The following is a 14,674-nucleotide window of genomic DNA, read 5'->3' as shown; positions in this document are numbered from 1 at the left end:
AAATTTCGTTTTTCCTTAAATCATGCTGAACATGCTCAGTTCCTTTTCGGTAAGGGTTCGCCAGCGACCACGAGGTAAATCCTTTTTTGTCAAGGGGCCAAGAGTTACACAATCTACACGAACCACGTCATAACCCAAGTGATCAAAAAGAGTTCTGATAACACTGTTTCCGGTGTGCTTTATCTTTAGTCCTATTTCACTTTTTGGTGAATTATCTACGTAACTTATTTCTTCTACGGTTATTTCCTTGCCTTCTATGGTGACGCCTTCCTTTATTTTTTTAAGGTGTTCGGCTTTTAAGTTTTTATCCAGTTCAATATGAAATAATCGTGCAATTCCTTTTTTGGTGAATTTTTGCACAAACTCATCATCATTGGTAAAAAGAAGCAGTCCGGTGGCGTTTCTTCCCAAACGGCCGAAAGGTTTTATTTTAGCGGTGGTGGCGTTGGCAACCAAATCCATCACTGTCATCCCTTTGGCATTGCTGTCTGTGGTTGCAAAACCTTTGGGTTTGTTCAATAAAACGTAGGTGTTTGGCTCAGGGTTTAGTCGGCGACCGTCAAAACGAACGTCATCATTCAATTGAACTTTATGCCCCATTTCATTGATGATTTTTCCATTTACCGTAACCAAGCCGGTAGCAATGTAGGTATCTGCTTCACGGCGTGAACAAACACCACTGTTTGCAATATATTTATTCAAGCGAATGCCGTCTTCGGGATTGCTCTTTTTAACTTCTTTTACGGGTTTTTCACGACGTCCTATTTCCTTTCCGGTTTTGTCAAACTTCAACTTTGGTTTTGTTGGATCTTGTGGTTGATCTTCAGTTTTCTTGAAAGAATCAGATTTTAGCGAAGCATTTTTACGAGCCACGGTTTTCTTTCGTGCATTTTTTCCGGGCTTGTGGGGGCCTCTTCCTTTATCGTAATTGTCTTGTGTGCTCATTTAGTATTTTTTGCAAAGGTAATCAAAATTAGTAGGCAGTTGCAGTTTTCAGTGCGCAGTATAAAGACTGCTAAATGCAACTGGCTACTGCTACTTTTTTCAAGTAATTATTTCCTTCAAAATCTTCAAATAATCTGCTCGGTTCTTCAGAAAATCCATTTCGGAAATATCGATGATTTTTATATTTTCGGAATGTTGGTTTTTGATGAATTCCAAATAACCAGCGTTCAATTTTTGCAAGTAATCAGCCTGAATACTTTGCTCATATTTACGTCCGCGCTTTTTTATATTCTCTAAAAGACGATCGGTGTTTTGGTATAAATAAATGTAAACATCCGGCTTGGGAAGTTCTTTGTGCATCAATTGGAAGAGTTTTTTGTACAGCGAAAACTCTTCTTCCGGCAACGTAATGCTTGCAAAAATCAGTGACTTATTTACATCGTAATCTGCAATTACAGATTCCTTAAAAAGATCGAACTGTGTAATATCATCCACCAACTGCTGATAGCGGTCTGCAAGAAAAGACATTTCCAAAGGGAACGCATACCGCGCTGCATCTTCATAAAATTTGGGCAAAAAAGGATTGTCTTTGAAACGTTCTAAAATTAACTTCGCATTAAAATCGGCTGCTATTTTAGTAGATAAACTTGTTTTTCCCGCGCCAATGTTTCCTTCAATAGCAATATAATTGTATTTCGAAATAGTATAATCCTTCATCGGGTTGCTAAGCCATTTGGATTGTTTTTGAAGCACGCTTTCATCTTCGGTTTCAGATAAAATTTTTATACTATTTTTTTTAGAAACTGGATGGATTAACTGCGAGTTGAGTTCTGCCAAAGGTTGCAAAACAAATTTCCGATTCGCCATTTCAGGATGCGGAACGGTGAGTTTTTCAGATTCTATTACTAAATCGTCAATAAACAAAATGTCTATATCGATGGGTCTGGAGCTGTAGGTTTTTGAAGTATTCCGCTTCCTACCCAATGTTTTTTCAATCTCCAAAACTGTTTTCAGGATTTTTGAAGGCTTCAAATCTGTTTGCATCCAAACAGCGCAATTAAAGAATGGTTCGCCCTCAAAACCCATAGCAGGAGTTTCATAAACCGAAGAAATTTTTACAATACTTCCCACTTCTTCAAACAATAAATTAACCGCATTCTGAAGAAACTCAAAACGGTTGCCCATATTGCTGCCAAGGGAAAGATAGACGTTATGCGAAGACTGAGGTGAATCCAAATTTTAACATTTAAGACGAAATTAAGGAAAAGAAAAAGACTACCAAGTAAATTTGTGAGCAGATATAAATTTTAGCTGAAAACTGTTTTTTAAGAAGTTGTTTTCAAAGGAATTATCACAAATAAATTTTCAAATTTTTTATGAAGAAAGCGCTCAAAATAATTGGAAGCATTCTCGGAGTTTTAATTTTGTTGCTCATTGCGGCACCTTTTATTTTCAAGGGAAGTCTTGAAAAAATGCTAAAACGCACTATCAATGAAAACCTAAACGCCACGGTATCTTGGGAAGATCTTGACTTGAGTCTTTTTAGCAGCTTTCCAGATGCTTCGCTTCAATTGAACAATTTCAGTGTGATCAACAAAGCTCCTTTTGAGGGTGATACGCTCGCGACTGGAAAGACACTCTCGCTGGATATGGGCATTATGCAGCTTTTCAAAAAAAGCAACGAAGCTATAAAAGTAGATGCTGTAAAGCTTGACGAAACTTTTGTAAACATAAAAATAGATTCGCTCGGGAATACCAATTATGATATAGCCTTAAAAAATGACGCTCCCATTACTACGACCGAAGAACAAATAAACGGTGGTTTTACTTTTGATTTAAAAAAATATGAAGTCACAAATTCGCGCATTAATTATTCAGACGAAGCGACTAAAACTTATTTGATGCTCACCGAAGTGCAGCATCAGGGCTATGGCGATCTTTCGCAGGAAATGAGCAATTTGGTTACAAAAACCGAAGCTTTTGCTTCTTTCCAAATGGATAGTATTGAATATTTGACCAATAATCGGATTTCGCTCGATGCGATTTTTAAACTAGATTTAAAAAACCAAAAATATACTTTCCTCGAAAACGAAGCTAAAATCAATGAATTGCCCTTGACTTTTAATGGCTTTGTGCAAGTGAACGAAACCAATAATGAAGTCGATATTACTTTTAAAACGCCGTCGTCCGATTTTAAAAATTTCCTCGCCGTAATTCCCGAAACTTATGTGAAGCAAATAAACGATGTGAAAACCACAGGCAGTTTCACCGTAAATGGAATGCTGAAAGGTATTGTGGACAGCACCCACATCCCGATGATGGATATAAAAATAGCCAGCGATAACGCTTCATTTAAATATCCAGATTTACCAAAAAAAGTAGAGAACATAACTATCGATGCTCAATTAATAAACGAAACCGGACTGCTGAAAGACACTTACCTAAACATTCCGAAACTCACTTTTAAAATTGATGGTGAACCTTTCAGAATGAATGGGAGTATTAAGAACATGACCGAAAATGCTTTGGTAAACTTAGAAATGCAGGGAACACTTAATTTAGCTAATATTGAGAAGGTCTTGCCTGTTGAAATGGAACAAAAACTAACTGGGATTTTCAAAGCTGACATTATTGCAAATTTCGATATGGAGTCTGTAGAAAAAGAGCGTTACGATAAAATTGATGCACGGGGAACGGCGAGTTTAACGAACTTTAATTACGATGCAGGTTTTAAAAATGAATTGAAAGTTGCTAATGCTAGTTTGGCGCTACAGCCCGGCGTTTTTACTTTGAAGGAACTAAACGCAACAACCGGACAAACCGACATTAAAGCTTCGGGAAACATTCAAAACCTCATTCCGTTTTTGGTTAGCAAACAGGATTTAAAGGGTCGCTTTACCGTGCAATCAAATACTTTTAATGTGAATGATTTTATGGCTTCGGAAACTACTTCTTCTGAAAACAATTCTGAAGAAAAAGAAAACACTTCACAAAAAACGGCTTCTGCAAAGGCGGTTAAAATTCCAGATTTTTTGGATGCTACTTTAGATTTTAACGCGAACAAGGTTATTTACGATAATTTGGAATTGAAGAATGCCAAAGGAACTGCCGCAATTGCGAACGAAACAATAACAATCAGCAATTTTACCTCAGACATTTTTGGCGGAAATATTGCGCTTTCAGGCAATGTTTCAACAAAAACCGAAACGCCGACCTTCGCAATGATCTTAGACTTGAGCAAGATTGATATTGACCAATCTTTTGAAAAACTTGAAATGTTTCAGTTTTTGGTGCCGATTGCGAAAGCCTTGCACGGAAGTTTAAACACTAAATTTGAATTGAACGGGCAGCTTACAAACGATCTTTCTCCAAAACTCTCCACACTTGCCGGCACCGCTTTGGCACAAATTATTACTGCCGAAGTTGATCCACAACAAGCGCCACTGCTTTCCGCGTTGGGAGATAAGGTTTCATTCTTAAATCTAGATAAATTAAGTCTCCGTGATGTGAGCACTAATTTCACTTTTAATAATGGTAAAATAGAGGTAAAACCTTTCAATTTTGATGTAAAGGGAATCAATGTTTCCGTTGCCGGTACGCACGGCTTGGACAAATCCATGGATTATAATGTAACAATGGATGTTCCCGCCAAATATTTGGGCAGCGATGTTACAAAACTGCTTCAAAACCTGAGTCCGCAAGATGCTGCTGCAATGAGTGTTGCACTACCTATTGGTTTGAAAGGTACATTTACGAATCCACAAGTTTCTCTGAACGCTGAAACCGCCATTAATACACTAACCAAACAACTTTTAGCAAAACAAAAAGATAAATTAATAAATCAAGGTACTGGTCTTTTGGGAGATATTTTAAGTGGTGGCACTAAAAAAGATTCTAGTACAATTAAAACGGATTCTACCAAGCAGCAAACCACACAGCAACAAAACACCAAAATTATAAAAGACATTTTGGGTGGATTATTAGGCGGAAAGAAGAAAACGGATACCACAAAAATAAAATCCGGTAATTAGATTAATTCACTGTAATTGAAACTACGTAGCCTTCGTTACCGCGTATGTTGAAAACTGTGTTATCTTCAAAAATAAGGTACTGTGCTTTTATTCCTTTTAAAACTCCTTCGTAAAAAGGGGTTTTTTCAAGATTGAGCGATTTTGGCTTTTCCGGATATTTCAGCACTGGGAATTGTAGATTGGTTTCAGAATTGTTCTCCAAATAATATTCAGCTGCCTCTTTTGGAATATACTGCCTTAGTTTGGTGCGCCACTCCACCAAGTTTTCATCTTTTATATCGTTTTTTAGCATAGTGCGCCAATTGGTTTTATCGCTCACGTGATCTTTTAGCGCAACCTCCGTTATTCCGGCAAGGTAGCGATTGGGAACCTCAACAATTTCAATAGCTTCGTGCGCACCTTGGTCAATCCAACGTGTGGGGATTTGGCTTTTGCGCGTCACTCCTACTTTTACGCTACTGCTATTTGCCAAATAAACCACATGCGGCTCCAGTTGTACGCGCTTTTCAAATTCCAAATCGCGTTCTTCTATATCAAGATGTGCTTTACTCTTTTCGGGACTTATAACCCAATCTGCCGCTTGGGGAATTTTAAAAAAACAATCGTAACAAAACCCTTGACGATAAATTTTCTTTTGAAGTCCGCAGTTTAAACATTGATAACGCAGAAAATTGATAGCTACTTTTTTATCCAACAATTGGTTTACGTTCAAAAAATCGTTTTCAAAAACCAGGTAATACTGAATAGGTGAACCATTTTCAGTTTGCATCTTTTTAAGTACTCCTTCGTAATTCATTTTATTCAAAAAAATTTATGCCGAAAACTTTTCCGAAGAAATACTAAAGAACATCGCTTCAAAAAAAGGGGAAATCGTAATTATAAAATTGTTATTTTTATCGCATAAAGATAGCAGAAAAATATGCCGATCCCCATTGTAAATTCCATAGCTTCTTGGTTTTTGAAAAAACGGTTTCACCAAATAGACCTTTTTTTGAAATACCCAATTGAAGTTCAGGAAGAACTACTTTTCAATTTACTTCAAAAAGCGAAATATACTGAAATCGGCAAGACCTATGATTTTGCATCTATAAAAACCTACCGCGAATTTTCCGAAAGAGTACCCGTTACAACTTACGAGGACAATGAGCCACTAATTGAACGTGCCCGAAAAGGGGAAAGTAATATTTTTTGGCCCACACCCATAAAATGGTTCGCAAAATCCAGTGGCACCACAAATGCCAAAAGTAAATTTATACCCGTCACCAATGATTCTTTGGAGAACTGCCACTATGCTGCAAGCAAAGATTTGCTCTGTATGTACCTCAACAACAACCCTAGTGCGCAGTTATTTTTGGGGAAAAGCTTGCGGCTTGGCGGAAGCAAACAATTATACGAGGAAAACGGAACCGTTTTTGGGGATCTTTCAGCAATTTTGATTGACAATATGCCATTTTGGGCAGAATTCAGCAGTACACCCAGTAACGAAGTTTCGCTGATGGGCGATTGGGAAACCAAAATGCAGGCAATAGTAAATGAAACTATCAAAGAAAATGTAACAAGTTTAGCTGGCGTACCTTCGTGGATGTTGGTTTTACTTAATAATGTAATGGAGACAACTGGCAAGGGCAATCTTTTTGAAGTTTGGCCAAACGTGGAAGTCTATTTTCACGGCGGTGTAAATTTTGATCCATATATTGATCAGTACGACAAATTATTACCGAAAAGTGATTTCAGATATTATGAAATCTACAATGCTTCGGAAGGTTTCTTCGCCATTCAGGACCAAAATGAAAATAAAGAACTGCTATTAATGCTTGACTACGGAATTTTTTATGAATTTATTTCCATGGACAGCTACGATACTTCTGAAGAAAAAGTAATTCCGCTGAGCGAAGTGGAGGAAGGAAAAAATTATGCCATTATTATTACAACAAATGCTGGGCTTTGGCGCTATAAAATTGGCGATACAATTCGGTTTACTTCCACAGATCCTTACAGAATAAAGGTTACCGGAAGAACCAAGCACCACATAAACGTTTTTGGAGAAGAATTAATTATTGAAAATGCGGAAGTAGCGCTTCGGAAAGCTTCACAACTCACCAATGCTGAAATTGTGGATTACACGGCCGCTCCTATTTTTATGAACGGAAGAGAAAAGGGTGCCCACGAATGGATTATTGAATTTAAAAAACCCCCGGAAGATTTAAATTCTTTCACCCAACTTCTTGATTCTGCTTTACAGGAAGTGAACAGCGATTATGAGGCTAAACGTTTTAACAATACTACACTTAATTCACCGAAAATACATAATGCCCGAGAACGCCTTTTCTATGATTGGTTAAAGGAAAAAAACAAACTTGGCGGACAACATAAAGTTCCACGGCTTTCAAATACTCGTGATTATTTGGAGGAACTTTTACAACTGAATCGTTCCATTTAACTTTATTTTTTTCAATTTCCGCATTTCCTAATGTGTTGTAAATCGGGTATTATAAACGCTTTATCGGCTGCTTTTTTCAAAAGATGTATTTCAACGACTTTAGATGGAGTTCAGCTAAAACTTTTGTGAGCGCTCGACTTCCACAGTACTTTTGCCGTATCAAAATAAGCGATACTTCAAAAATGAAAAAGTTTTTATATATAATTTGCCTTTTAGTTTTCACCGTTTTGTTTTCGTCTTGTGCGTCGACAGCTCCCGTTAAAAAAGATGGAGAGCTAGCCGGTTATAACTTGAGAAGCAAAAAAGAGCAAATGCACAATAAGATTCTTCACAGTAAAAATAAATCTTTGCTCGCAACTCCTTAAAACGAATTTATACCCATAAAAAAACCTCGGAACTTTCCGAGGTTTTTGTTTTTATAGGTTTTTCAATTTATGAAACCGCTTTCAACTTTTTAAGGGTTGATTTGTTCAATTTTTCTTCGGCATACTCCTTCGTAACAAGAACAGATTTTTCATCGGTTCCTGGCATTTCATACATTGCATCTGTTAAAACAGCTTCGCATAAAGAGCGGAGGCCACGGGCTCCAAGCTTATAATCAATAGCCTGTTCCACAATAAAATCCAGCGCTTCTTCAGTAATCACAAATTCAATCCCATCCATTTCAAACAATTTCTTATACTGCTTTATAATGGCGTTTTTAGGCTCTGTAAGTATGGCACGGAGCGTTTCTTTATCCAACGGATTCATATAAGTTAAAACCGGAAGACGACCGATAATTTCGGGTATCAAACCAAAATCCTTCAAATCTTTCGGAATAATATAACGGAGAATATTGTCTTTCTCCATTTGGTTTTCCTTCACTGAGGCAGTAAAGCCAACAGCCTGCATATTCAATCTTTTTGAAATATGGCGCTCAATGCCATCGAAAGCTCCACCGGCAATAAAGAGAATATTTTCAGTATTTACTTCAATAAATTTTTGATCGGGATGTTTTCTACCTCCTTTTGGCGGAACATTTACTGTTGTTCCCTCCAAAAGTTTCAACAAAGCTTGCTGAACGCCCTCTCCACTAACATCTCGGGTAATTGATGGGTTATCGCTTTTACGAGCTATTTTATCTATTTCGTCAATAAAAACAATTCCATTTTCGGCTTTTTCGAGGTTGTAATCTGCAGCTTGAAGTAAACGCGTTAAAATACTTTCAACGTCTTCACCCACGTAACCCGCTTCGGTTAAAACCGTAGCGTCAACAATTGCCAAAGGAACATTCAACATTCTTGCGATTGTTTTTGCAATCAAAGTTTTTCCGGTTCCCGTTTGACCAACGATTATTATGTTACTTTTCTGTATTTCAATATCGTCATCGGTCTTTGGTTGCAGCAAACGTTTGTAGTGATTGTAAACGGCAACTGACATTACTTTTTTTGTGAATTCCTGCCCAATTACATATTCATCCAAAAATGCTTTAATGAGTTTTGGCTTTTTCAGCATTAAATCTTTGGAAAGTTCAGGATTTCCTGAATGTAAAGCTTCCTCAACTACTATTCCGTGGGCCTGCTCAATGCAACGATCACAAATGTGGGCGTCCAATCCTGCAATAAGCAAATTGGTTTCCGACTTTTTACGGCCGCAAAAGGAACATTCTAAATCTTCTTTCGACATATCATCTTTTTTCAAAAAATCTAAATTTAGCTTCGCGTTAATATTTCATCAATCATTCCGTATTCCATGGCTCTGTCGGCTTTCATCCAATAATCGCGATCGCTATCTTCGTAAACCTTTTCGTAGGTTTGGCCGGAATGCTTTGCGATAATTTTATAAAGTTCTTCTTTTAAAGTGATTATTTCACGAGCAGTTATTTCAATATCGCTCGCCTGCCCCTGCGCACCGCCCAAAGGTTGGTGAATCATAACGCGCGAGTGCGTTAAACCGCTGCGCTTTCCTTTTTCACCTGCACAAAGCAGAACTGCTGCCATTGAAGCTGCCATTCCCGTACAAATAGTTGCAACGTCTGGTTTTATAAATTGCATAGTATCATAAATCCCCAGTCCCGCATACACGCTTCCACCTGGAGAATTAATATAAATCTGAATATCGCGTGCAGCATCTGTGCTTGCCAGGAACAAAAGTTGTGCCTGTACAATATTCGCCACTTGATCGTTGATTCCTGTACCGAGGAAAATAATCCGGTCCATCATCAAACGCGAAAAGACGTCCATCGCAACGACGTTCATCTGGCGTTCTTCAATAATATTTGGCGTCAAGTTGGTTGGATACATACTGCTTATGATTTGGTCATAATACATATTATTGATCCCTTGATCTTTTATAGCAAATTTTCTGAATTCGTTACTGTAGTTCATAAATGTGTGTTCGTTTTTTTAGTTACGAAATTAATTTTAAAGCCTCACGAGGTTCCTATTTTCATAGAAATTAAAAGGCGCTAAATTAAAAATAATTCAACGCCTAAAGATAACTATTTCTTCGCTGAATTATGCGTAAGCTTCCTTAATGAATTTATCGTAAGTAATCTCTTTGGTCTTCAATTTTGCGTTTTCCTTAAAGAAATTAAGCAATTTGGCTGTGTTCAATTGCTCGCTTAAACGCTCCACTTCTTCCTTGTTTGAAAGTATGCGGGCAGCAATAGATTCCAGTTCCTCATCAGAAGGATCCGTTTGTCCAAACTGCGCCATTTGCGCTTTAATCATATTTTTTGAATGATCTTTCAATTCTTCAAAAGTAACTTGCAGCTTATTTTCTGTACGAATTTTTCCTTCAATCAATTGATACCGAAGTCCTTTTTCGCTTCTTTCAAATTCAGCTTTTGCATCTTCTTCAGAAAGTCTTTTTTCGCCGGTCATTGCGATCCAACGTTGCAAAAATTCTTTTGGAAGATCGAATTTTGTATTATCAATTAATGACTCAACAACGTCGTTTAATAATTTTTGATCGCTTTGTTGTGCAAATTGTCCTTCGGCGTCTTCTTTAATCTTAGCTTTCAATTCTTCTTCTGAAGTAACTACAGCTTCACCAAACAATTTGTCAAACAATTCTTGGTTAAGCTCCGCCATTTCGCGTTTGTTTACTTCTTCTACTTTGAAAGTAACCTCGATGTCTAAAGCGTGTGCTTCGTCATGCGCAACGCCCAAATATTTTTGGTTGTCGTGGTCATCGGCGAACATTCCTTTTGTTTTCAAGGTAACTGTTTCGCCAACTTTTGCGCCAATCAGGCTTCCCAATTGCTTTTTACCTGCAATTTCTTCAGTAGAAAGTGTGGTTTTCTTTTCGATTTCTTTTTCAGTTGAAGTAAAAGTTCCAGTGATTTCATCACCTTTTTCAACTTCTTTTTTTGAAATCAGTTTTCCGTATTGTTTACGGATGGTTTTTACTTGATTGTTCAGCATTTCATCATCTGCAACAATTTTATATTGAACCACTTCCTTACCTTTCAAATCAACGGTAAACTTTGGTGCAAGGCCCAATTCAAATTCAAAGGTATAATCATCGGTATCCCAGTTTATTTCAGCTTCATTCTTAGGAAGTGGGTTTCCAAGAACATCAAGTTTTTCTTCAGTAAGAAATTTTTGAAGTGCATCTTGTAAAATTTTATTTACTTCTTCAACTAAAACAGCTTTTCCGTATTGTTTTTTTACCATTCCCATTGGGATATGGCCTTTTCTGAAACCTGGAATATTGGCGGTTTTTCTGTAATTATTCAACACTTTTTCAACCTTGGCTGAATAGTCCTCTTTTGAAATTTCCACTGTAAGAACAGCGTTCAATTTATCGATGTCTTTTTTTGTAATGTTCATTTTTTCTCTTCTGAATTTCGGGATGCAAAAGTACGGTTTTTTGCAGAACTCAACAAACATTTACAAGTTGTTGTTAAGCAACTTTCTAGTCTTCTTTCAAAAGCGAAAACAACACAGCTTGAAAAAGCGAAAGCAATAGACTGAAAAGTAGCGCCCACCAGATTGATGAAACCGCAAAACTCCCCACGAAATAATCGGCCAGTAAAATTATGATTGCATTGATGATAAGTATGAAGAGACCGAACGTTATGATTGTTATTGGCAAGGTCAATAGTACCAAAATAGGTTTAACTATAAGTCTTAATAGGGCGATAACAATTGCCACAATAATTGCTGAACCATATCCTTCAACAGCTACGCCAGGAAGAATTCTAGCTAAAATAACGACTGCCAGTGCAGTGAGAAGTAATTTTATTATAAGTTTCATTTTGAGAGAGATTAGATTTTAGAAGTGAGACTTGAGATGTTTGATGAACTTTGAGTAAATATAATAAAAAAACCGCCCTCATGTTGAGAGCGGTCTTTACCAAACTTAATTTCCAAATATTAATTATTTGCAAGTGTAATAGTTGCATAGTTACCTATGTGCACCATCGGGATGGTTGCGTTATAGGTATCGTTTATTGCTTTAATTATAAGGTTAGCTGTGTATGCGTATCCTCTTGGTGTTGGGTGAACGCCGTCCAAAGAAAATGCACCACCTGTTACAAATTGCGAGGTAAGCACGCCACCATCGTAAACGATGCCGCCATTGGCAACTCTCGCCAAAGCAGACTTAGCATCAACAAAAGCCAATCCTTTGGCACCAGCAAGCGCTTGGATAGTTGCATTGTAGGCTGCACTCGCAGTAGTTACGCGAGCTTGTTCAGACACTGCTAAAACAAACTGATCACTTAATGGAATTGAAACTCCAATCACCCCTTGTGGATTGCTTGGATCTGGAGTTGTTCCCAATACAGATGAGGCCGGAAGAACAATAAGATCATCAGATTTCACTTGTCTCAATTGGCCCAATAATGTTGCCAAAGAAGCCGGTAAACTAAATGGAGGGCCTTGCAATATAGCCGTTAAATCCGTTAGGTCATCATCTGTCATAATGGGGAAATTCTGTCCTGCGGAAAAATTAATCATACGCAATGCAGCTTCCTCAGGAGTTATAAAACCTATTCCAACCAAACCAGGAAGCACCTGAGTGTTGTAAGCGGCAAATTGCGCGTTCAATGCTCCGGCAGTAGCGGCATCCAATGGAATCGCCTTTGTTGGAACAGTAGTAAAATAAGGAATTGAAGTTACTTCTGGTATGTTTACTAAAACACCTTTTGCGCCACTGGCAGTTAATGCTTCTACTTGCTGGCTGTAGACTGATGCAAATACATTTGGATCTGTAATATCATTTCCGCCGTAAGTTGACGGATCAAAATTTCCTGCTTGATCAACTCCCAGTCCGCCTGAAGTTGCATAGCTTAAGATATCGTTGTTTCCTATCCAAAGGCTGAAAAAAGTTGGGCTTTGCGCCGCAGCGTCACCAATTACAGTTGCCGTTTCACTACTTGCGAAACGGGCAAAATAAGGGTTTGCCGCACCAGCTAGCACTCCAGCTACATTTCCATAGCCAGGAGCTACTAGATGGAAACTTTTTGCTCCGGGAACACCCATATTATTGAAAGGGCCACTTAATCTGTTTGTAATATCGGTTGTTGGAGTTCCAACCAAGCGAATGGGACCAGGATTTCCATTAGGGCCAACTGCCAATACAAATCTGTTTTCAGTAATTTGCGCTCCATTCAGCAATAAGCCGCCAATATTATCATTCATTAAAGGTTGTGTGAATTCACCACCACCCGCAAAAGCAAATTGCTCTGCCATAATATTTGGGTAGCTGTTTTCTTGGCCTGTAATGTAAAGTGCGCCATCAGCATAACCAGCAGTTAAAGAGTTACCTAAGGAAACATATTTTGAAAGGTCTGCCGTTCCGCTGCTATAAAAACCTTCGTCGGTTACAGGGGTGTCAAATTCTGGTTCGCAGCTTACGAAGCCAACAGCCAAAATCACGAATGTATATTTTAATATATTTTTCATCTTTGAGATTTTTTTCGATTATAATTTATAAGTAAGCCCCAATCCTGGAACGAAGGCATTCGTTTTATAGGTTCCGCTGAATGGAACTGACACACCGTTTTCGAAGTAATAGTTATAAGAAGCATCTACTTCTTTAAAGTGTGAGTAAAGGAACGAGGCATCTATTTGCAAGCGCTCTCCTAGATTTACGGTAAGACCAGCTGTAAAATTGTTACTGTCGTTACGCGGAGTTTCTGGTGCAAAATAACCATCACGAACCGGAGATTCATCAAAATAATAACCAGCTCTTAAAGTAAACATTTTAGTAGCCTCATACTGCATACCGAAACGATATACAGAAGCATTTTTATAGTTACGCGCATTTTTTGAATCGGGAATTTCTGGGTTGGCAAAATCTATATCCAACGATTCGTAAACATCCCAAAAGGTACGGTTGAAGTCAAAAGCGAAAACCCATTTTTCACAGAAATCGTAAGACATACCTACGGTCATTTCAGCAGGCAAGGGCAATGAGGCCTTTATTGATGTATTTTCGAAGGGTGTTAAAGGAGAGTTTGGAATATTTTCAAATTCCGCGGTACCGTCCTCAGCATCAAGGATAATTTCAGAACGATAGGTTGCACCTATATGAAGATTTTCAGTAAGATTTACCATTGTACTGGCAACCCAACCCCAACTGCTTACACCTGAAGCATCAATTGTTACGTTAGATCGATTTCCTTCAAGATCAGTAAGCGTACGGTTTAGATTTCTGTTAAAGTTTACAGAACCAGTAACATAGATAGGACCGCCACCAAAACTCAGTTTGTCGTTAATTTTAAATGAAACGGTTGGCTGAATATAGATTGCAGCTAGGTCAATATTGTTTACTAGATGAGAACCCGCCCAATCGTCTTCATACTCAACTGTACTTCCGTAGGGCGTGTAAACACCAAGGCCCAAAGCCAACCAATCTGTGGCTTTATAGGAAGCATATAAATAGAGTGGCGTGCCCACTGGGCTGTCCGTACGGGCGTTTGCGCCTGAACTCGTATCTTGGTAAGCAATGCTTGAAAACACACCATGAACACCAGCAGAGATGTTAATTTTATCTTCTAAAAAGACCAATCCGGCTGGATTGAAGAACACCGATTCGCTACTGTTTACCACAGCAACTCCCGTGTGGCCCATCGCCAGAGCTTTATTGCCCTGTAAACTTACGCGGTAACCGCCCGCATAAGTAACCGCGCTCGCAAGTGCAAAAACGGCAAGTACTAATACTTTCTTCATAATAGTTTATTTCTTTAGAGTTAATTTCTTGGGTTAAATATGTAAGGAATTGGTTTTAAAAATTTATTATGCGCGCATAATAAACATTCTTACAA

At 38.1% G+C, this 14,674-nt stretch carries 11 protein-coding genes; 2 read left to right on the top strand and 9 right to left on the bottom strand.

All coding sequences use genetic code 11. The annotated features are described in order from the left end of the window. Nucleotides 1-15: 15 nt before the first annotated feature. A complete protein-coding gene (locus tag ESV24_RS00985) occupies nucleotides 16-945 on the bottom strand; it encodes a pseudouridine synthase (RefSeq protein WP_111813556.1) in 930 nt (309 codons plus the stop codon). Between the two features lie 99 nt (nucleotides 946-1,044). After that, nucleotides 1,045-2,181: a 2-amino-4-hydroxy-6-hydroxymethyldihydropteridine diphosphokinase gene (gene folK / locus ESV24_RS00980; RefSeq protein WP_111813554.1), complete on the bottom strand. Its 1,137-nt coding sequence runs from the start codon at nucleotides 2,179-2,181 to the stop codon at nucleotides 1,045-1,047. A gap of 140 nt (nucleotides 2,182-2,321) precedes the next feature. On the opposite strand from folK, the gene ESV24_RS00975 reads away from it, so the two are divergent. Further along, on the top strand, nucleotides 2,322-4,976 hold the full coding sequence (locus ESV24_RS00975; protein ID WP_111813552.1) for an AsmA family protein: 2,655 nt from the start codon (nucleotides 2,322-2,324) through the stop codon (nucleotides 4,974-4,976). A gap of 1 nt (nucleotide 4,977) precedes the next feature. Here the strand turns inward: ESV24_RS00975 and ESV24_RS00970 are convergent, their stop codons facing one another. Continuing rightward, nucleotides 4,978-5,772, bottom strand: a complete 795-nt coding sequence (locus ESV24_RS00970) for a DUF2797 domain-containing protein (protein WP_111813551.1) — start codon at nucleotides 5,770-5,772, stop codon at nucleotides 4,978-4,980. A gap of 123 nt (nucleotides 5,773-5,895) precedes the next feature. On the opposite strand from ESV24_RS00970, the gene ESV24_RS00965 reads away from it, so the two are divergent. Continuing rightward, a complete protein-coding gene (locus ESV24_RS00965) occupies nucleotides 5,896-7,416 on the top strand; it encodes a GH3 auxin-responsive promoter family protein (RefSeq protein WP_111813549.1) in 1,521 nt (506 codons plus the stop codon). Nucleotides 7,417-7,848: 432 nt separating this feature from the next. Here the strand turns inward: ESV24_RS00965 and clpX are convergent, their stop codons facing one another. The 6 genes from clpX to ESV24_RS00935 form a co-directional block, all read right to left on the bottom strand. After that, a complete protein-coding gene (gene clpX / locus ESV24_RS00960) occupies nucleotides 7,849-9,081 on the bottom strand; it encodes an ATP-dependent Clp protease ATP-binding subunit ClpX (RefSeq protein ID WP_111813545.1) in 1,233 nt (410 codons plus the stop codon). A 26-nt stretch (nucleotides 9,082-9,107) separates the two neighbouring features. Then, entirely contained in the window at nucleotides 9,108-9,782 is a 675-nt protein-coding gene (clpP, locus tag ESV24_RS00955) for an ATP-dependent Clp endopeptidase proteolytic subunit ClpP (RefSeq protein WP_111813543.1), read from the bottom strand. A 129-nt stretch (nucleotides 9,783-9,911) separates the two neighbouring features. Beyond that, a complete protein-coding gene (tig, locus tag ESV24_RS00950; protein WP_111813541.1) occupies nucleotides 9,912-11,231 on the bottom strand; it encodes a trigger factor in 1,320 nt (439 codons plus the stop codon). An 85-nt stretch (nucleotides 11,232-11,316) separates the two neighbouring features. Further along, nucleotides 11,317-11,658: a phage holin family protein gene (locus ESV24_RS00945; protein ID WP_111813539.1), complete on the bottom strand. Its 342-nt coding sequence runs from the start codon at nucleotides 11,656-11,658 to the stop codon at nucleotides 11,317-11,319. 119 nt (nucleotides 11,659-11,777) lie between these two features. Continuing rightward, nucleotides 11,778-13,310, bottom strand: a complete 1,533-nt coding sequence (locus tag ESV24_RS00940; RefSeq protein WP_111813537.1) for an SGNH/GDSL hydrolase family protein — start codon at nucleotides 13,308-13,310, stop codon at nucleotides 11,778-11,780. 18 nt (nucleotides 13,311-13,328) lie between these two features. Continuing rightward, complete coding sequence (locus ESV24_RS00935) at nucleotides 13,329-14,579, bottom strand: OmpP1/FadL family transporter (protein WP_111813536.1); 1,251 nt, start codon at nucleotides 14,577-14,579, stop codon at nucleotides 13,329-13,331. Nucleotides 14,580-14,674 lie beyond the last annotated feature (95 nt).

This window comes from Aequorivita lipolytica (assembly GCF_007997135.1).
In the GTDB taxonomy this organism is placed as follows: domain Bacteria; phylum Bacteroidota; class Bacteroidia; order Flavobacteriales; family Flavobacteriaceae; genus Aequorivita; species Aequorivita lipolytica.
The sequence above is the reverse complement of the archived record's forward strand: the minus strand, read 5'-3'. Positions and strand labels throughout refer to the sequence as shown.

Bases quoted from the DNA above. Each gene is read 5' to 3' on its own strand.
- ESV24_RS00985 (WP_111813556.1), bottom strand. From the start codon at position 945: ATGAGCACACAAGACAATTACGATAAAGGAAGAGGCCCCCACAAGCCC.
- ESV24_RS00975 (WP_111813552.1), top strand. From the start codon at position 2,322: ATGAAGAAAGCGCTCAAAATAATTGGAAGCATTCTCGGAGTTTTAATT.
- ESV24_RS00970 (WP_111813551.1), bottom strand. From the start codon at position 5,772: ATGAATTACGAAGGAGTACTTAAAAAGATGCAAACTGAAAATGGTTCA.
- ESV24_RS00965 (WP_111813549.1), top strand. From the start codon at position 5,896: ATGCCGATCCCCATTGTAAATTCCATAGCTTCTTGGTTTTTGAAAAAA.
- clpX (WP_111813545.1), bottom strand. From the start codon at position 9,081: ATGTCGAAAGAAGATTTAGAATGTTCCTTTTGCGGCCGTAAAAAGTCG.
- clpP (WP_111813543.1), bottom strand. From the start codon at position 9,782: ATGAACTACAGTAACGAATTCAGAAAATTTGCTATAAAAGATCAAGGG.
- tig (WP_111813541.1), bottom strand. From the start codon at position 11,231: ATGAACATTACAAAAAAAGACATCGATAAATTGAACGCTGTTCTTACA.
- ESV24_RS00945 (WP_111813539.1), bottom strand. From the start codon at position 11,658: ATGAAACTTATAATAAAATTACTTCTCACTGCACTGGCAGTCGTTATT.
- ESV24_RS00940 (WP_111813537.1), bottom strand. From the start codon at position 13,310: ATGAAAAATATATTAAAATATACATTCGTGATTTTGGCTGTTGGCTTC.
- ESV24_RS00935 (WP_111813536.1), bottom strand. From the start codon at position 14,579: ATGAAGAAAGTATTAGTACTTGCCGTTTTTGCACTTGCGAGCGCGGTT.